The organism is Thainema salinarum CENA647 (assembly GCF_057732415.1).
In genome coordinates this window covers 249,896-267,946 of record NZ_JBYJZJ010000015.1, presented here as the reverse complement: position 1 = coordinate 267,946, position 18,051 = coordinate 249,896, and the positions used below count along the sequence as shown (strand labels likewise).

General features: G+C 50.2%; 16 protein-coding genes and 1 pseudogene. 11 read left to right on the top strand and 6 right to left on the bottom strand.

What is annotated here, in order from left to right; translation table 11 throughout:
• The first annotated feature begins 125 nt into the window (after nucleotides 1-125).
• On the top strand, nucleotides 126-740 hold the full coding sequence (gene wrbA / locus AC286M_RS03025) for an NAD(P)H:quinone oxidoreductase (RefSeq protein ID WP_488202972.1): 615 nt from the start codon (nucleotides 126-128) through the stop codon (nucleotides 738-740).
• A gap of 127 nt (nucleotides 741-867) precedes the next feature.
• Here wrbA and AC286M_RS03020 read toward each other — a convergent pair.
• The 3 genes and pseudogenes from AC286M_RS03020 to AC286M_RS03010 form a co-directional block, all read right to left on the bottom strand.
• Nucleotides 868-1,945 (bottom strand): annotated as a pseudogene (locus tag AC286M_RS03020) (ISAs1 family transposase).
• A 249-nt stretch (nucleotides 1,946-2,194) separates the two neighbouring features.
• On the bottom strand, nucleotides 2,195-3,163 hold the full coding sequence (locus AC286M_RS03015; RefSeq protein ID WP_488202971.1) for a sugar-binding transcriptional regulator: 969 nt from the start codon (nucleotides 3,161-3,163) through the stop codon (nucleotides 2,195-2,197).
• A gap of 374 nt (nucleotides 3,164-3,537) precedes the next feature.
• Nucleotides 3,538-4,338: an SDR family NAD(P)-dependent oxidoreductase gene (locus AC286M_RS03010; RefSeq protein ID WP_488202970.1), complete on the bottom strand. Its 801-nt coding sequence runs from the start codon at nucleotides 4,336-4,338 to the stop codon at nucleotides 3,538-3,540.
• A gap of 247 nt (nucleotides 4,339-4,585) precedes the next feature.
• Here AC286M_RS03010 and AC286M_RS03005 point away from each other — a divergent pair, with 247 nt between their 5' ends.
• Nucleotides 4,586-5,935, top strand: coding sequence for an ABC transporter substrate-binding protein (locus AC286M_RS03005; protein WP_488202969.1), 1,350 nt, complete (start codon nucleotides 4,586-4,588; stop codon nucleotides 5,933-5,935).
• A gap of 89 nt (nucleotides 5,936-6,024) precedes the next feature.
• On the opposite strand, the gene tnpA is transcribed toward AC286M_RS03005, so the two are convergent.
• Entirely contained in the window at nucleotides 6,025-6,468 is a 444-nt protein-coding gene (tnpA, locus tag AC286M_RS03000; RefSeq protein WP_488202591.1) for an IS200/IS605 family transposase, read from the bottom strand.
• Nucleotides 6,469-6,581: 113 nt separating this feature from the next.
• Here tnpA and AC286M_RS02995 point away from each other — a divergent pair, with 113 nt between their 5' ends.
• The 9 genes from AC286M_RS02995 (at nucleotide 6,582) to pyrC (ending at nucleotide 16,010) form a co-directional block, all read left to right on the top strand.
• Nucleotides 6,582-7,502 (top strand): carbohydrate ABC transporter permease, encoded by a 921-nt coding sequence (locus AC286M_RS02995; RefSeq protein ID WP_488202968.1) that lies wholly within the window; start codon nucleotides 6,582-6,584, stop codon nucleotides 7,500-7,502.
• 1 nt (nucleotide 7,503) lies between these two features.
• Nucleotides 7,504-8,325, top strand: a complete 822-nt coding sequence (locus AC286M_RS02990; RefSeq protein WP_488202967.1) for a carbohydrate ABC transporter permease — start codon at nucleotides 7,504-7,506, stop codon at nucleotides 8,323-8,325.
• 43 nt (nucleotides 8,326-8,368) lie between these two features.
• Complete coding sequence (locus AC286M_RS02985) at nucleotides 8,369-9,544, top strand: ABC transporter ATP-binding protein (protein WP_488202966.1); 1,176 nt, start codon at nucleotides 8,369-8,371, stop codon at nucleotides 9,542-9,544.
• Nucleotides 9,504-10,997, top strand: a complete 1,494-nt coding sequence (locus AC286M_RS02980) for a mannitol dehydrogenase family protein (protein ID WP_488202965.1) — start codon at nucleotides 9,504-9,506, stop codon at nucleotides 10,995-10,997. Before AC286M_RS02985 ends, AC286M_RS02980 begins: the two co-directional genes overlap by 41 nt.
• A gap of 403 nt (nucleotides 10,998-11,400) precedes the next feature.
• On the top strand, nucleotides 11,401-13,500 hold the full coding sequence (locus tag AC286M_RS02975; RefSeq protein ID WP_488202964.1) for a helix-turn-helix domain-containing protein: 2,100 nt from the start codon (nucleotides 11,401-11,403) through the stop codon (nucleotides 13,498-13,500).
• A 33-nt stretch (nucleotides 13,501-13,533) separates the two neighbouring features.
• Nucleotides 13,534-13,773: a hypothetical protein gene (locus AC286M_RS02970; RefSeq protein ID WP_488202963.1), complete on the top strand. Its 240-nt coding sequence runs from the start codon at nucleotides 13,534-13,536 to the stop codon at nucleotides 13,771-13,773.
• A gap of 4 nt (nucleotides 13,774-13,777) precedes the next feature.
• Nucleotides 13,778-14,017, top strand: a complete 240-nt coding sequence (locus tag AC286M_RS02965) for a hypothetical protein (protein ID WP_488202962.1) — start codon at nucleotides 13,778-13,780, stop codon at nucleotides 14,015-14,017.
• 100 nt (nucleotides 14,018-14,117) lie between these two features.
• Complete coding sequence (locus AC286M_RS02960; RefSeq protein WP_488202961.1) at nucleotides 14,118-14,873, top strand: hypothetical protein; 756 nt, start codon at nucleotides 14,118-14,120, stop codon at nucleotides 14,871-14,873.
• A 3-nt stretch (nucleotides 14,874-14,876) separates the two neighbouring features.
• Entirely contained in the window at nucleotides 14,877-16,010 is a 1,134-nt protein-coding gene (gene pyrC / locus AC286M_RS02955) for a dihydroorotase (RefSeq protein WP_488202960.1), read from the top strand.
• Between the two features lie 286 nt (nucleotides 16,011-16,296).
• Here pyrC and AC286M_RS02950 read toward each other — a convergent pair whose 3' ends face one another.
• Entirely contained in the window at nucleotides 16,297-16,863 is a 567-nt protein-coding gene (locus AC286M_RS02950) for a hypothetical protein (RefSeq protein WP_488202959.1), read from the bottom strand.
• Between the two features lie 523 nt (nucleotides 16,864-17,386).
• Nucleotides 17,387-18,040, bottom strand: coding sequence for an MFS transporter (locus AC286M_RS02945; RefSeq protein WP_488202958.1), 654 nt, complete (start codon nucleotides 18,038-18,040; stop codon nucleotides 17,387-17,389).
• Nucleotides 18,041-18,051: the final 11 nt, after the last annotated feature.

Genomic DNA, 18,051 nt, shown 5'->3' with positions numbered 1-18,051 from the left:
AGCTAGAAAATACGTCTTTATCGAGCAAACGTTAAAGCCCGTACAGCTACTCAAATCCAACCCTTGAGGGATTCCGAATCCGGCAAACTCCACCAGTATGAGGAGGTGCTTATTCGGGAGACAATATGAAAGTTTTGGTTGTTTACTACTCCATGTACGGTCACACACTGCAATTGGCACGAGCCGTTGCGGAAGGAGCCGGACAGGTTGCAGGAGTTGAGGTTGTTCTGCGTCGAGTACAGGAATTTGATGCGGTCAATCAAATCATTGACAACAATGACGCCGCTCGCCAGGTGCGCGACCAGCAGCAAGATATCCCCGTTTGCACCGTCGATGACTTACGGGAAGCAGACGGAGTGATCATGGGATCTCCGACGCGGTATGGCAACATGACCGCCCAGATGAAACAGCTTCTAGACTCCACGGCTAGCTTGTGGCTCAACGGCGAAATGGAGGGCAAACCTGCTGGGGTGTTCACCTCAACCGCATCGACTCACGGTGGACAGGAAACAACCCTGCTGACCATGATGGTGCCCCTGCTGCATCTCGGAATGCTGATTGTTGGTGTGCCCTATTCAGTTCGCGGCATGATTCACACCGAAGCACGCGGCGGCACACCCTACGGTGCAAGTGCGATCGCAGGTGGCCAAGGCGAACTCCAGCCAAAACCCGAAGATCTCGACATTGCCCGCGCCTTGGGACAGCGAGTGGCAGAGATAACAACCAAAGTACGAGGATAGTTGCAGCATGGAATTGCCCTCACCCTAAATCCCTCTCCTAGAGAAGCTACTGTTTATACATAAGTCTCCTAGACTTCGTTTTGACGTTGAGATCCCCCCTAGCCCCCCTTAAAAAGGCAGGGCTGATTTATTGAAAAAAGGAAAATAGACGGGGGATATCGTGGGCTAAATGCCGCAGTCCCTTGGTGATGGAGGCAAATCCGGCTTGGCGAAACAGATTGACCGCAATCGTTCGCACAATCGCAAAATTGGTCGGTGCATGACCATCACACAAAGGGGCGTGATCTTCATGAAGCACGACATCCTTTGGCCAATGCAATCGATTCTCAATGTGCCAATGAGAGCGAATGTGCTGAGCAAAGCCTACGGCATCCAACGGGAGTGAACTGATGTAGAACATGGTCTGAGTGTAAGGCTGGTTGTCACGAGTTCCGACTCGTTCGACTCGAACCATGCGCTCGACTCCAACCCAACCGGGGTCTATCCCTGCGACTGATTCCAAAACACTGACGGTACGACTTGTTTGGCGCTCACGCGTTCGTTCAACTTGGCAATCTGAACTGGTGGGTAACGATTGCTCAAACTGGGTTCGCAGATGCTCAAACAGCTTAGGTTGGTTCGGCTTGACGGCCATCAGGTAGTCATTGCCACTGGCAATAATCTGCTCAACCGTTTTTTTGAGTGTGCAACGCATCAAAACTGAAGCAAACTCCTTTGAATTGCAAGACATCTAACAAGGTCTGCACGGTGACAATCTCACTTTGCTGTTGGTTTCGCATCGATTGGAGTCCAACCACGACCCCTTGTTGCACACTGAAGGCAGAGACGACACTGACGAAGTCTTGATAACTTTGGTCATAGTCTGTGACGGTTGCCTTGATACTCTTGCCATCGGTGGCCAGTTGTTCTCCGGTTTGGGGCGCAAATGCCGTTGTTGCCCAGTCATTGAAGGCTTGACTCAGGTGTTCAAAGTTGGTTCGCACGATCACCTTGCGGATCGTTGAGTAGGCGGGCAGTCGGGTGTGAGGCAGCTCTAAACAGTCCAGCAACACCGTTTGATGCCGTTCGACGAAATCTTCAATCGCTCGGTAACCCAAGCACCCACTCATCGTTGCCATGATGATCAAAAGCAGCACGACCCACAGGGGATATCGCGGTTGAGTTCGAAAGTCTGGAATTTGCTTGAGATGGCTGATGAGGCTCATGGTTTAGTTGTTGTGCAAAAATGGTTACCTATCTCATTATCTTTTTTCTCTCATCAATAAATCAGCCCTGCCTTAAAAAGGGGGGAATTGGCTCAAAGTTCCCCCTTTTTAAGGGGGATTTAGGGAGATCAGTCCGGGGTTTATAAAGACTATTCAGAAGTGTATAAACAGTAGTCTCCTGTGGGAGAAGGGGCTGGGGGATGAGGGCATCATATGCTTACGCTAACTACATATCGCCCCTACCAGCCTCTATCCGTCTAAAATTGCTTCGGCGGCGGTTTCATCGGTGATTAGTCCATTGACCAGCTTTCCTTGGAGGGTAGCTCGAATCGCTTCAATTTTGCTGAGGCCACCCGCTACGCCGATGATCAGCCTCTGAGCAGGCTGTTCCAGGGGAACGCTAGCAACGCGGGTATTGGTGCCTGCTTGCAGCAGCTTACCCTGTGCATCGTAGGCCCAGCCCGCGATTTCGCCGACGGCTCCTAGCTCAATTAGCTCAGCCACTTCCTCGTCGTTGATAAAGCCGTTCTCGTGTAGGGGAGAACTCCAGGCGATGTCGCTGATGCCGACAAAGGTAACTTTGGCCTGCTCTGCCAGGGATTTGACGGTCATAAACGAGCGCTGGGTTTGCAGCAGCTTTCGTTCTTCCACACAGGTGGCGACGACCGGGGTTGGCACCGGATATGCTTGGGCACCCGTGCGATCAGCCAAGTGCATCACCACTTCATAGCGACCCGCTAGGCCATAGTGGGACATGTTGCCAATGATCGAGACAATTTTGTGCTGGGGCTGATCCATTGACGGGATTTGCTCCACCATTGCTCGCAGAGTGCGGCCTGAGGTAAACGCCAGAATAGATGGTGTTTTGGCGGTTAAGTAGTTCTCTAGATAGGTGGCGGCACAAACGCCCAAACTACGGCGTAAGTCGCCGTTATTGACTGGACTGGGTACGACTTCACACACAGTTAGATTAAACTTATCCCGCAGTGACTCGGCTAGGGCAATGCAGCCGCTGAGGGGGTGATCCAGCCGAAATTTGATCAGCTTTTCACTAACGGCAAGAGCCACTAACCGCTGTGCGGCCTGTCGCGACACATTGAGCTTGGTGGCAATTTCTTCTTGGGTATTACCAGCGATGTAGTACAGCCAGGCGGCATGAGCTGCTTGATCCAATTTGCGATCGCGTTTTTCTGGTTTTTCTGCATATAGGTCTCCCATCTTTCACCTCAAAGCCGCTCGCTATCTATCTTAGAAAGATCTGAATTTTAAGGGTTTAGTACCGAGGTAGATGTTTGAATCAAAATTCAAAGCAGAATGATTGATTTTCATCTATATAAATTTCTTGCGGAAAGTTTATTTTATAGCCATAGTCCGTCCTGCTATGTCAAGTCTGCGTGTAAGAACCCGATTTAATTTTTTGTGAAATGCTTCCTCCGCAAACGTTCTACCAAAAATAAATTATGGGTTTTCAATCAGACTGGATATTAGAACGCGGATGTTTAAGGAAAGTCTTTAGTGATTGAGCATCTATCTGTGGACAGATTGAGCAAATATTTAAAGTTAGATGATTTGCTCAGTATTGCCGTTTGGAGTTATTGCCCTCCGGTAATGTCTAGATTAAATCCAGTAATATAACTAGCTTCATTGCTCATCAGAAAGGCAACACCGTTGGCCACTTCCTCCAGACGCCCCAAGCGACGCAGTGGCACAGAGTTAATCATCTGTTGCTCCACTACTTTGGGGTCGGGATCGAAATACTGAGAACCGACTCCAGCCTGTAGTTCTGTTTGCCGAGTCCACATGAAGCCAGGGCCGATCAAAGAAGGCGATAGCGCATTAACGCGAATGCCGTAGGGAGCCAGGTCTTTTGCGGCTGTCTGAGTCATGCCGATCACCGCGAACTTGGACGCGGCATAGGCCAACATGTTGGGTGGCCCGTCTACCCCGGCGTGGCTGGCCATATTGACAATTGCTCCGCCGCTGTCTCGGAGCTGCTGAGCAGCAGCCTTCAGGACGTGGAAAACGCCGATTACATTGATATCAATCACTTTCTGAAAATCGGCTTCGGGATACTCATCCGTCTTCGCAAACGCACCCTGATAGCCTGCGTTATTAAACACATAGTCAAGCTGCCCCACCTGCTGCACTGCACCCGCAAACGCTTGTGAAACCTGCTCAAAATTCGTCACATCGCAGCGAACGGTGTGGATAGCAACATCGTAGCGCTGTAGCTCCTGAGCGACCTTGGCCATCTGAGCTTCGTTAATATCCAGTAACACAATGCCTGCCCCGTTGGCAGCGAATCGATGGGCAGTGGCTTTGCCGATTTCCCCCGCCCCGCCTGTGATTAGGATGGTTTTGCCCTGGAAACTATACGTTGCGATCGCATTCATAAAGCCTGCCTCAGAATCAAGAATTGTTGCGAATACTACTAAATGCCTCATTTCTGGGAAGGACACCAGTATGATTCCATTATTGGGCTTTTGCTCAAAAATAGAGCATAAAATCAAGTTAAGTTTATCAGTGGTTTTGAAAAGTAGTGAATTTCTAGTTGTGTGAGCCAAGCTCACACAACTAAAAATTCATTACTGGGTACCACTACGTTTTAAGTTCATTTTTGCAATTTAGAGGAGCCGTGCGATGCGCTTATTTCGCTTCGCCAAATTGGTAGTTGCGCTTCTCATTGGTATCCTGTTCGTACAGCTACTCCACGCCTGTTCAGCAGGGCCACAAGCAGAAGGGAAAACCCGCTTAACCATTGCCACCGTCAATAATGGCGACATGGTGGTCATGCAGGAGCTATCCAGTCAGTTCGAAGCCGATAATCCAGATATTGAGCTGAACTGGGTTGTTCTGGAAGAAAACATTCTGCGTCAGCGTACCACTACCGACATTGCCAGTCAGGGCGGTCAGTTCGATGTCCTGACGATTGGTTCATACGAAACCCCCATTTGGGCCAGACGGGGCTGGCTGCGATCGCTTGATGGTCTACCCGATGACTACGATGTAGACGACCTGCTCGACCCGATTCGTACTGGGCTTTCCTATGAGGACACGCTCTATGCGGTGCCCTTCTACGGTGAAAGTTCCATGCTGTATTACCGCACCGATCTGTTTAATCAGGCAGGCATTACGGTGCCTGAAAACCCCACCTACGAACAGGTTGCTGAATGGGCAGAGCAGGTACATGACCCTAATAATGGTGTCTACGGTATCTGCCTACGCGGTAAGCCGGGCTGGGGTGAAAACATGGGGTATATCACAACCTTGGTCAATACCTTTGGCGGACGCTGGTTTGATATGGACTGGAACCCCACCATCAACACGCCAGCCTGGCAGAATGCCATCAGTTTTTATGTGGACATCATGAACCAGTATGGCCCACCGGGAGCTAGCTCTAACGGTTTCAACGAAAACCTGGCTCTGTTCTCTACGGGTAAATGCGGCATGTGGATTGACGCTACGGTGGCGGCTGGCTTGCTCTCTAATCCGGATGAGTCTCAAGTTGCTGATCGGATTGGCTTTGCTCGTGCCCCGGTTGAGTCCTATCCTAACGGCTCAAACTGGCTCTGGTCATGGGCTTTGGCAATTCCAGAGACATCCCAATCACCGGAAGAGGCTGAACGCTTCGTCGCTTGGGCCACGTCTAAAGAGTATATCCAGCTAGTCGCAGAGGAGAAGGGCTGGGTGTCTGCGCCTCCGGGCACTCGCAAGTCCACCTACGAGAATCCCAATTATCAGGATGCGGCTCCCTTTGCGGAAATCGTGCTGAACTCGATTCAGTCTGCCGATATCACGAATCCTTCCCCCGAACCGACTCCATATAAGGGTGTGCAATACGTTGATATCCCTGAGTTCCAGGCCATTGGCACCCAAGTTGGTCAACGCATGGCCGCTGCTCTCGCCGATAACCTATCTGTAGATCAGGCGATTGAGCGATCGCAAACCGTCGCCGAACGGTTCATGCGACATACAGGATATATCGAGTAATTTGGGAAGTTTTGAGTTCTTAGTTTTGAATTGAAGAACTCAAAATTCAACAATGAAATACCCCGCCGCAAGCGGACGGGGTATCAGAATCAAAAAAGAGCAAGTTGATTATCCCGATGCAATTTGAGGTAATCTTTGCCTTGGGCTTGAACATATTTGGCGATCATTCCTTCATCCCCGTGGCGGCCTACTGTACTCGCAAAATATCCATCACTCCAAAACTCGCCTCCCCAAAGTTTCTGCTTCACTTGAGGGCATCGTTTGAAGACTTCTCGTGCAGTTAAACTTTTCAGCATCGTTACCAGTTTGGTCACACTATAGGTCGGCACGGACTGCACTAGAAAATGGACATGGTCTTTGTCCACTCCAATTTCGACAAACTTCACCTCGTAGCGTTTCTCGATTTCGAGGCAGACCTCTCGCAGAACCGCATCTACTTGCTCATCAAACACAACCCGTCGATACTTTGCTGGAAACACTAAGTGGTATAGCAAAACTGTTACGTTATGACTCTTGTGGATGTACTCACTCATTCTTAGATCTTACGCCGCAGAGCGGCGGGGAATGGACCCCAAGAGATTCAAAACTCAAAATTCTATTCAAAACTTCTCACTCCTCACTCTCTTACTCCTTACCATCTTCAAATATGACTTCCACCGTAGCAACAAGACCCCAACAACAACCGCCACCTACAAAAGCGCGATCGCAACAGCGAATTCCGGCGGGACTACTCGTCGCTCCGTCTGTGATCGTGCTGGTGCTGTGGATGGTGGTGCCGCTGGCGATGGCCATCTGGTTTGCCTTCCAGCGCTATAACCTGCTGCTGCCCGAAAATCGTGAATTTGTTGGCTTTGCGAACTTTACCTACATTCTTACTGATCCAGCTCTGTGGATTTCCATTGGCATCACACTGATTCTGGTGGTGTCGGTACTGGTAATTACCATCGGGCTTGGCACACTGCTGGCTGTGCTGTTTAATCAAGATTTTGCTGGTCGCGGCGTAGCGCGGGTGCTGGCAATTTCACCGTTTTTCGTCATGCCCACAGTCAGCGCCCTGATTTGGAAAAATATGCTGATGCATCCGGTGAACGGGCTGTTCGCCCAAATCACGCGGGGGCTAGGCTTAGGAGCCATTGACTGGTTTGCCGATCTGCCGCTGCTGGCCATTATCATCATTGTTTCCTGGGAGTGGCTGCCCTTTGCCCTGCTGATTCTGCTGACGGCGATTCAGTCGCTGGATGCCGACCAGATGGAAGCGGCTCGCATGGATGGCGCTAACGCGACCCAGTTATTTCGGTTTGTGGTGCTGCCCCACCTGAGTCGTGCGATCGCAGTTGTGGCGATGATCGAAACCATCTTTTTCTTGACCATCTTTGCAGAGATTTTCGTCACCACCGGGGGTGGCCCCGGACTGGCCACGACTAACTTGGCTTACTACATCTACTTGAAAGCGCTACTGGAATTTGACGTGGGTGGTGCGTCGGCAGGCGGCTTGATTGCCGTCGTGCTGGCCAACATCGTCGCGATTTTCCTGATGCGCAGTGTTGCTCGTAATTTGGACACCTGATATGGCACGTAACAAGTCCCACCAATGGTGGATAACTCTGCTGGGCTGGCTGGTGGCCTGTCTCCTCTTTTTCCCCATCTTCTGGATGTTTATCACCAGCTTCAAGACGGAAGTGGCAGCGGTGGCAACTCCGCCTCAGCTCTTCTTCCAGCCGACCTTGGAAAACTACGTTGCCATCCAGGAACGAGCCTCTTACTTCAACTTCGCCTGGAACAGCGTCATTATCTCTCTAGGAGCCACGATTCTGGCCCTGCTGCTGGCGATTCCAGCCGCCTATGCCATGTCGTTTTTCCCGACGAAACGGACAAAAGGTACGCTGCTGTGGATGCTGTCTACTAAGATGCTGCCCGCAGTTGGCGTCTTGGTACCGATCTACATTCTGGCGCGGGAAACGGGTCTGCTCGATACCCGGATTGGCCTGATTATCATCTATACGCTGATCAACCTGCCAATTGTGGTCTGGATGATCTACAGCTTCTTCAAGGAAGTGCCGAAGGAAATTTTGGAAGCTGATCGCATGGATGGCGCGTCCACCTGGCAGGAAGTGGTACATGTGCTGCTGCCTCTGGCTCTACCGGGGATTGCGTCAACTGCGCTTCTCTCAATCATTTTGTCCTGGAATGAAGCCTTTTGGAGCCTGAATCTGACGACGTTTGATGCCGCTCCGTTAACAGCGTTCATCGCGTCTTTCTCCAGCCCTCAAGGACTGTTCTGGGCCAAGTTATCTGCCGCATCGACACTTGCGATCGCACCCATCCTGATCTTTGGCTGGATCAGTCAGCGGCAACTGGTTCGAGGTCTCACCTTTGGGGCCGTTAAGTAGAAATAAATCATTTATATCTCTGAGTTATTAAGGTGAGCAACCGATGGCAACCGTCACATTAAGAGACATCCATAAAACCTATGTTGACCACGAGGTGATTAAAGGCGTTGACCTGGATATCAATGACCAGGAATTCGTCGTCTTCGTTGGCCCCTCCGGCTGCGGTAAATCAACGCTGCTACGCATGATTGCAGGCTTGGAAGATATCACCTCTGGCGACTTGCTGATCGATGGCCAGCGCATGAACGATGTGCCGCCGGACAAGCGGGGACTGGCAATGGTGTTTCAGACCTACGCGCTGTATCCGCACATGACCGTGGCCGAGAATATGGCCTTCAGCCTGAGGTTAGCTGGTGTCCCGAAAGCCCAGCGGATGGAGCGGGCACGGGATGTCGGTCGTATTTTACAGCTTGAGCCACTGCTGGATCGAAAGCCCAAAGCCCTCTCCGGTGGACAGCGGCAGCGGGTAGCAATTGGTCGAGCACTGGTTCGCAATCCCAAGGTGTTCCTGTTTGATGAACCGCTATCCAACCTGGATGCCGCCTTGCGGGTGCAAATGCGGATTGAGCTATCTGGCCTGCACGAAAGCCTTGAAGCAACAATGATCTACGTGACTCACGACCAAGTGGAAGCCATGACCTTGGCCGACAAAATTGTCGTGCTACAGGGCGGCATTGTGGAGCAGGTTGGCTCTCCGCTGGAACTGTACCACCATCCCAATAATCTGTTTGTAGCTGGATTTATTGGTTCGCCCAAGATGAACTTCTTGCCCGTGCAAACCGTTGGCGTCCAAGACTCTGGCACGGTCGTTCGGCTACCCGGTGATGCCAGCGTCATTGTACCTGTGCAGCCCAAGCTGCTGTCAGCAGGAGATCGCGCCACTCTGGGCGTCCGTCCTGAACATCTGCGGATTGATGCCAACAATCCCACCATTATGGGCGAAGTGCTGGTGGTTGAACGGCTCGGGGGCGAAACCTACCTCTACGTCAAGATTGCTGGCGGCGATACCTTTATCGTCCAAACCAATGGCGACAGTCGAGCTAAAGTTCGCGATCGCGTTCCTATCTATATCGATGGCGACTTGTGCCACCTGTTCGACGCTAACGGTCTGGCTATCCCGAAAGCCGAGCGTCATCACCTGACGCGAAACTATACCCACGAATCCCTAGAAATCAGTCATGAACAGCAACCCCACCAAATCCATCGTCAAGCTGAATGAGCGGAACCTTTCACAGTTGCCGGATCAGGTGCGTATTCTTAGGTACGATCGTAGCCAGGTGACCCACGGCATTGTCCACTTTGGCGTTGGCGGTTTCCACCGGGCGCATCAGGCGCTCTATATGGATAACTATCTGGAACAAAACCCCGGCAGCGACTGGAGTATCTGCGGCGTTGGCCTGCTGGAGTTCGACAGCAAAATGCGCGATGCTCTGCACTCTCAGGACTGTTTGTATACGCTGGTGGAGCGCTCTCCAGACGGCGATGAGGCCCGCGTGATTGGCTCGATTACCCGCTATCTGTTTGCGCCGGATGATCGGGAGGCCGTAATCGAAACCCTGGCTGACCCGCAGTGCCGCATCGTCACGCTGACCATTACTGAAGGCGGCTACTACGTGGTCGAAGGCAGCGGTGAGTTTGACGTGAACCACCCGACGATTCAGCATGATTTGCAGAACCCTAACGAACCCTACGGGGTCTACGGTTTCTTGACAGCGGCGCTGGCGCGGCGGCAGCAGCGGGGTATGGCTCCCTTTACCGTCCTCTCCTGCGATAACATCCAGGGCAATGGCGATATGGTCGGCAAGATGCTGACCACCTTCGCCAAACACCAAAATCCCGACTTGGGTAACTGGATTGCCGAGAACGTTGCCTTCCCAAACTGCATGGTGGATCGGATTACCCCGGCGACCACACCTGCCGACCTCGAAATGGTGGCCGACCAGTTTCATATCGATGATGCCTGGCCTGTAGTAGCGGAACCCTTTACTCAGTGGGTGGTGGAAGACCGCTTCTGCAACGGTCGCCCCGAGTTGGAATCGGTGGGTGTGCAGATGACGGATGATGTTCATCCCTACGAGATGATGAAAATCCGGCTGCTCAACACCAGCCATCTGCTGATTGGTTATTTGGGTTCACTCAAGGGCTATACCTACGTTCATGAGGCGATGGCCGACGACCAAATTCGGCAGGCGGCAGAACGGCTGATGGATGAAGTTACGCCCACGCTGCGGCCTGTTCCCGGTATTGACGTTAGTCAGTATAAGCAGACGTTAATCGAGCGATTCTCGAATCCCAAAATTCGCGATCAGCTACCTCGCCTCTGCCTCAACAGCTCAGCTAAGCTGCCCAAGTGGATGCTTGGTTCCATACGGGACAAGCTCGATCAGAATGGCTCAATTGACTACCTGAGTTTCACCATTGCCGCCTGGTTCCGCTACCTGAACGGTAAGGATGATCAGGGCCACGACCTGCCGCTGGACGACCCGATGGCCGACATCCTATCGGAACGGGCGCAAGCGGGTGGTGCTGATCCGATGCCGCTGCTAAACCTGTCCGAAATTTTTGGGGACTTGCCCCAGTCCTCCCAATTCGTCGATGCAGTGACCCAGTATCTGCACCAGCTCTATGAATCAGATACTCAGACTACCTTGGCCAAACTGCTCAATTCATAGGGTATATGGAGCGGAGCGTTTTATGCTTCGCTCCACCTGTACTCTGGGACATAAATGTTTGGCCTGGAGTGCTATGCGATCGCAACACCTATTTTTAAATCTCACTGGCACTTTAAGCGACCTCAACTAGTCGGAAATTTTTTGCAGAGCGATGACCTGCAAAAACTCTACTTGGAGAAATATGCGCGATGTGAGGTGAACGGTACTATTAGTTTATTCGTGTCGCTTTCAATCACACACCTAAAAGTAACACGAATAAACTATTCACTTTGTACTTCATCAAGGATTTCTTAAGCCTTTTGATTCTCTTGGCAAGAATTGGCATAATATCGTGTCAACCAGACTTAACGACATCCTTCTGACACCCACTGTTACCATCGCAGACCCACGATTCCACCTGGCAATGTCCAAAACCAATCACTCCCTCTCCCAATCGAATCCGTCTGCTCCTCCGCTCAACACCGGGGACTCCGACAGTTGGAAAATCACCATTCAGCTCAATCCAGAACAAAATGCTGATAATGGAGATGGAGATGTGGATGTGGATGTGCGATCGCAAACCAGCCAATCCTCTGATCCCTCCGAAAAAGGCTACTACCGGGCGCAATTGGTCAACGATACCCTTACCCCCGACTTTCTCGATCAGCTCACCGTCATCCTGCGCGATGCCTCATCGCTGCCGGATCTAATTACCCTGCAGCTTTTCCAAGCTTTATTTGAAGCCTACCAGCAGCGCATCGAAGAAACGATTCAAACCCAAGGGCTCGAAGCCCTCGACATCAGCCTGCCCCACTTCAAGCTGGCCAAAGGTCGCCGCAAAAAAGCCAATCAGCTCGAAATTGTCCTCGACGAAGAAGAAACCCGCGCCTACCTGAAAAGCTGCCTAGCAGACTTTTTCAGTCATGTGGACTTTCGCGAAGAATTTGCCCGTGCGATTGGTGCAAATCTGGTCATCTGGGCACTAGAAGAAGCCGAAACCAAACTCACTAACGACGGTATCCAAAACTTCACCCACACTGAAGTGCGACAAACCATCGACTCCTACTTGAAAAGCTCCGATCCATCGGAACTACACACCAAGATCAGCTTCTTCGGCCAAATCTACTGCCACGACATCACCCAGCGAATTATCGAAGGTTTGAACCTGCCCAACTGCTCTGTGCAAGACATCGAGCGGCTTTTGGGGCTGAAGCAGCGCACTCCCTCCCCCACCGACACCAGCCTTGATCTCGCTCCCGTCACCCCCCTACCCACCGCCATCCCCATCGCCAGCAGCATCCGCGCTCAGCTCCGTCCCGACCTGTGGCAGCAAAGCGAAGATGATCTAGCCGTTTTTCAGTATCGCAGCAAATCCAATCCAGCCAACTTTATCGAGCACTACATCACCAGCCCCGGCGACATCGCCATGCTGCCCTGGGAAGCCGCCGAGCAAATCATCGACAAGTTCGGCTTTGATACCGTAAAGCTCCAGCTCATCTTTGCCGCCCGCACAATGGAAGAAGACGAGCCGTGGAAAAGCACGTTTACGCTCAAAGCCAGCGACATTATTCAGCTGCTGGGCTGGGAGCGCAACCACAACACCAGCCTGTCCGAAAAGCGCAACTCCGTCGCCAGCACCGCCTATGCCCTGTCCTGTCTGCTAGTGAAATCCGTCTGGGCCGAAGGTCGCGGCAAACGCAAGGTCGATGCCAGCACCCCAATTGGCCGCATGTGGGACGTGCTGATCGACCCCCACGGCCAAATTGACTGGGTCACAGGCAAAATCGAGCGACCGGAAGAAGTCTATATCACCGTCAGCCCTGGCCTCTGGACGAAGCACTTCCTCAACCGGGCTGGGAACCGCGCCCGAGAAGCGCTGCACCAGTTTGGCTATCTAGCCCGCGATATCCTGCAAATTGACCCCTATCACAACGAAATGGCGCTGCGGCTGGCGATTCAGCTCACACTTGATTCGCGGGTGCGGGTACGCAATCAAAACCCCTATGACTACAAAGTGAAAAGCCTGCTGGAAGAGGTGATTGCCACCGCCGAAATTGACAAGGCGCTGACCGATAAGTACAAAGCTCGCGACCTGAAAAACCGCTGGAATAAGGCTCTCAAGCTTTTGATGGACTTGGGCTGGCACATTGAGTTTGACCCAGAAACCTATCCGGATTGGCTACAACCGGGCAGCAAAGCGAAGAAGCCGAAGGACTGGCGCAAGGTAAAAATCATCGAGCGCATCCTGCGGGCTAAGCTCACGATTCGGCCACCGCATCCGATTCCAGTACTGCTTTCAAAAGTCAAAGAACCCAAGCGTCCGAAGCAAATTCCGGCTGCACCTCCCGTTGATCCGCTGACTGGAGAACAAATGCGGGCAGGTCGCACAAAGCGCGGCTGGAGCCGCAAAGAGCTAGGTGGCTTCTTGGGAATTAGTGCAGACTATGTGGGCAAACTGGAACGCGGCGATCGAGCAATTACAGATGAGTTAGACAAAAAGTTACGGCGATTGCTGCATTTGTAGATGATTTAGATTAGTGGTTGAAATACCTGGTGCATGGGAAACGATTTTGAGCTGATCGGAGAACTGACAAATATTGAAGTCATCGCCGTCAATTTATCAATCCGTGAGTTGAAGAAGCTTAAAGCCAATTTTGGAGGCCGTCGCTGGCGCAAGCTAAAAGGAGTTGGACTTGTGCAGTTTCCGAATGGGGAAGTCCGCCAAGCAGAAGTCCACTGGTATGAAGCACATGGAATTGGTCGGCGTAAAATGAAAGTTAAGCGCGTTCTAGATTAGACCTATGCATGCAGCAGAGATAGATATTCAATTTGCAATTTGCACTGTGGCCGAAACAGATGAGGATCTAGAAATCTGGAAGGTTTATCGTGTTCTACCAGACGACAAAGCGAATGAGGTAGGTTGCTTGCGTGTCATTGATGAGTCTGGAGAGGATTATCTTTATCCAGCTAGCCGATTTGTAATGGTTGAATTGCCAGATGAAGCACGAGAAAGGTTATTGGCTGTTAAAGAGGCCGAGTAATATTATTACGTCTTAGTAAAGACTCGGTAAACTATAGTATCTGTTACAAGGATGATTTTAAATTTCATGATAGCTAGGGTATGTAGCTACAGGATTCAGTATGCATCCTTTTATTCAGAAAAACTTTCAAAGTGTGCTTCTGGTTGCTGGTTTGGGTACATCGATATGCTTGAACCTAGTTACCACTCAAACCGTAAGCGCAGCCAGTTTTAGCATAGAACCAGATATTACATTTGAGGTTATTGATGGTGGCTCTGGTAATTTTCCTTTTGATGGAAAAGGAGAGCCTGAAAAGGTTTTTCCAGGAAATTTCGATACGGTGGTTTTAGGTTCTATTGGTGAAGCAAGCGAACATGCTGAATTCAATGTAAGTAATTTTTTCATTGATCCTAATGAAATCATCGATAAAGCAATTTTTCAAATAACAGTTTTACCTAATCTAGTAGTTGGATTAGGAGCACCATCTCGCAGACCCTCTGCATTGAATGTTCTGGGATATATTGGCAACGGGAAACCGGATGCTTCTGACTTCGAGTCTGGAGATATCCTCGACTCAGTTGTCATCTCATCAGATTTTGCCGATAAGACGGAACAAATAGTGAGATTTGATGTTACTAATTTTCTAAGCAACCTTATGCTAGAGGGAAATGGCTTTGCAGGATTTGCTGTCCGAGCACAAGATCCAGGTGCAACTGTTTTAGCAAGATCCAAGTTTTCAAATAAAGGTCCTAAGTTGTTCATCAGCACCATACCTGAAACAGGAAAACAAAAAAGTGTGCCAGAATCCTCTTTCGTTTTAGCTTTGTTATGTTTTCTTTTTTTTAGTTTTAAGGCAAAATCAGTGAACAATCAGTAGTATTTGATTTTACTACTTTCCAGCACTCAGCAACATAAATTGCGATCGCACTTCCTCACACTGAGCGAAGCAAATCTGCGATCGCACTCCCAGTTTTATAATGAAAGAATGCAGCAGCTTACCATTACCCGACCCGACGACTGGCATCTACATCTCCGCGATGGTGCAGCACTGAAAGCGGTTCTACCCCATACGGTGCGCCAGTTTGCCCGTGCCATCATCATGCCAAACTTGAAACCGCCAGTCCGCACAGTGGCGGATGCAGCGGCCTATCGCGATCTCATTTTGGCGGCCAGGCCAGCAGGCCAGCAGTTTGAGCCACTGATGACGCTCTACCTAACTGACAACACCAGCCCCGACGAGATTATTGCGGCCAAGGAAGCCCAGTTTGTCAAAGCGGTTAAGTACTATCCAGCCGGAGCAACCACCAATTCAGAATCCGGCGTGACAGACATTCGCAAGTGCGATCGCGTTTTTGAAGCAATGCAGCAGGTTGATATGCCGCTGTTGCTGCATGGGGAAGTGACCGATCAGGATGTGGATGTGTTCGATCGGGAGAAAGTGTTTATCGAGCAGCATTTGATTCCGCTCAAGCAGCGGTTTCCAAACCTACGCGTGGTGCTGGAGCACATTACGACATCGGACGCGGTACAGTTTGTTCAGTCTGCCGACAATATGGCGGCCACGCTTACGCCACAGCATTTGCTGTTTAACCGCAATAGCCTATTCAAAGGTGGCATTAGTCCCCATTTTTATTGCCTGCCGATTTTGAAACGGGAGCAGCATCGCCAAGCTATTCTGCAAGCGGCAACATCGGGCAATCCCAAGTTTTTCCTGGGGACTGATAGCGCTCCCCATCCCCGCAATAGCAAGGAAAGTTCCTGTGGCTGTGCGGGCTGTTTCTCGGCGCTGCACGCCCTGGAGCTATACGCAGAAGCCTTTGAAAGCGTTGATGCACTGGATAAACTGGAGGCGTTTGCCAGCTTCTATGGGCCAGATTTTTATCAGCTGCCGCGCAATACGGAACAGATTACGCTGACGAAAACGACTTGGCGGGTGCCGGATGAGGTGCCATTTGTGGAAGCTGGGCTGGTGCCGTTAGGAGCAGGGCAGGAGATGACGTGGCAGATGGTTTAATTAATCAAAGAAATACATGAGCAAGGTGCGTTCCCAGCGATTTACCAATGAAGTAAAAAAATCGCATTAAGGAACGCACACTATGCTAGAGGTGCGATCGCACTTAGTGATGGCTACAATCTGTAGGTGTTAGGTTTCGTGCCTCAGTCTACTCTAAGCAAACTGCCATAGTAGGAAAAAACCTGATCGCAAGTGCCCATAAGCAGACAAGTCTTTCCTACTGCATAAAGATCGCAGCCTCGCTAGTTTAGAAGCATAGTAGAATTACGCAGCCAAATAGTAGTTCTTACTCAGCTTTTACTAATTCTTCAACATAGGTTTTATAAACTTTCTCCTCTTCCTTCAGATCAGCGTGGTTAAAGACTTTTACTACTTCACCTTCTCGTAAGTCAAAACCTTTGAATGCAGCGTCACTTCCTAGATTTGAATCATATGTAACATACGGCCAAATATACGGACCATCTGACCCCATATTTAGATCCACTGAAATTGCTCGATATCCGGGTATTGAAGGAGGCGAGTTCAATCCTGTTACGAGAAATGTAATATTGTAGATTGGACGATAACCTGGACTAGAGCGCCAAAACATGTATATGAATCTTCCACCAGCACCTCGATTTAGGTCATTCATATTCCAATTCCAACCTGGCCAGGGATTATCTTGCTGACTAGTGGAATATGCGCCAAATCCTAAAGAAGTTATTGGATGGTTATTGCCCCGCTGCCAACCAGCATAAATATATGCACCTCCCACACCTGTATTCAAATCAACCGTATTAAAGTACCAACCCTGAATTGCCCGAGGACCACGCTCCCATATAGATTGAATTGTTAAATTATTAATCGGCGGCATAATTATCTCCTTGGCATAGTGAGTAGTTAACAAACAGGAACTTTTATAAGTTACCTATCTGAACTCTAGCCAAAACTAACGTTTGAGAAAATACGATGATCTACGTATGGGATTATGACAAAGTTGCAACACAATGTTTTTCTCTAAACCGCATTTTCTGAATGCTTCAGGCTAGCAGATCATCTCGACAAATGAGTACAAAAGCTTTATACGGAGTTAGCTAATGAGACTGCTCTCCTAGCAATTTTTTGCACCCAAACAACCATCTTCATACAGTCGGCGTAAAGCGGGATTGCTAGACTGTCTCACTAATTACTTCCTCTTATCTTCTTTTGAAACCAGCAACTGGTCTAATGTAGCAAAGAGCACTCTGATTTCCGTAGTTGTACCTCAGATCTGCTCAATAACATCTAATTTTTTTCACAAATTAAGCATAATAGGTATTCGAGATCGCACTTCCCCAGCACCTCATCCCCATAATCTGCCAGCTTCACCACACGCGCGATCGCACTTCCCCCAACACTTAATATCGATCTCGTCTAAGCAAAATACAAGCCACAACAATGCCAATTACGGCTAACAGCGCCATCGGATAAAACACATAGTTGTACGTCCCAAAGAAATCTCGAATGCGGCCCGTCACCAACGTTCCAATCAACGCACCAACCCCATAGGCCGTGAAGACAATGCCGTAGTTTTGAGCGTAATGGTCAGGATTAAAAAAGCGCAGCGTGATTGTGGGAGCCATAGCCAACCAACCCCCTAGACAGAACCAAAATAGGCAAAACGCAACGAGATAAGTCGCAACCTGTCCAGTTTGAGCATTCATCATTAACACGCAGGCAATCAAGACCAGCACATAGGACAAAATTGCCACATAGTGAGGCTTATACCGATCGCTTAACCAACCGAACAATGGACGGCTCACCCCGTTAAACACGGCAAACAAAGAGACACTACTAGCCGCCAACGTCGGATTAATATCAATAATTTCCTCACCAACTGGACTAGACATGCCAATCGCGCTCAACCCGACGAGAGTGCCAATCGCATAGCAAATCCACAGCCCATAAAACGATCGGCTCTTGAGCAAGCTCTTAGGATAACCTAAGGCCGAGGTCACTGTGGAAGCTGCAATATTCTGCCGAGGATGCCAACCCAGAGGAGGCAGCTTCATCAGCAGGGCAA

Coding starts and splice junctions, on each gene's coding strand:
- wrbA (WP_488202972.1), top strand. CDS start 126: ATGAAAGTTTTGGTTGTTTACTACTCCATGTACGGTCACACACTGCAA.
- AC286M_RS03015 (WP_488202971.1), bottom strand. CDS start 3,163: ATGGGAGACCTATATGCAGAAAAACCAGAAAAACGCGATCGCAAATTG.
- AC286M_RS03010 (WP_488202970.1), bottom strand. CDS start 4,338: ATGAATGCGATCGCAACGTATAGTTTCCAGGGCAAAACCATCCTAATC.
- AC286M_RS03005 (WP_488202969.1), top strand. CDS start 4,586: ATGCGCTTATTTCGCTTCGCCAAATTGGTAGTTGCGCTTCTCATTGGT.
- tnpA (WP_488202591.1), bottom strand. CDS start 6,468: ATGAGTGAGTACATCCACAAGAGTCATAACGTAACAGTTTTGCTATAC.
- AC286M_RS02995 (WP_488202968.1), top strand. CDS start 6,582: ATGACTTCCACCGTAGCAACAAGACCCCAACAACAACCGCCACCTACA.
- AC286M_RS02990 (WP_488202967.1), top strand. CDS start 7,504: ATGGCACGTAACAAGTCCCACCAATGGTGGATAACTCTGCTGGGCTGG.
- AC286M_RS02985 (WP_488202966.1), top strand. CDS start 8,369: ATGGCAACCGTCACATTAAGAGACATCCATAAAACCTATGTTGACCAC.
- AC286M_RS02980 (WP_488202965.1), top strand. CDS start 9,504: ATGAACAGCAACCCCACCAAATCCATCGTCAAGCTGAATGAGCGGAAC.
- AC286M_RS02975 (WP_488202964.1), top strand. CDS start 11,401: ATGTCCAAAACCAATCACTCCCTCTCCCAATCGAATCCGTCTGCTCCT.
- AC286M_RS02970 (WP_488202963.1), top strand. CDS start 13,534: ATGGGAAACGATTTTGAGCTGATCGGAGAACTGACAAATATTGAAGTC.
- AC286M_RS02965 (WP_488202962.1), top strand. CDS start 13,778: ATGCATGCAGCAGAGATAGATATTCAATTTGCAATTTGCACTGTGGCC.
- AC286M_RS02960 (WP_488202961.1), top strand. CDS start 14,118: ATGCATCCTTTTATTCAGAAAAACTTTCAAAGTGTGCTTCTGGTTGCT.
- AC286M_RS02950 (WP_488202959.1), bottom strand. CDS start 16,863: ATGCCGCCGATTAATAATTTAACAATTCAATCTATATGGGAGCGTGGT.
- AC286M_RS02945 (WP_488202958.1), bottom strand. CDS start 18,040: ATGAAGCTGCCTCCTCTGGGTTGGCATCCTCGGCAGAATATTGCAGCT.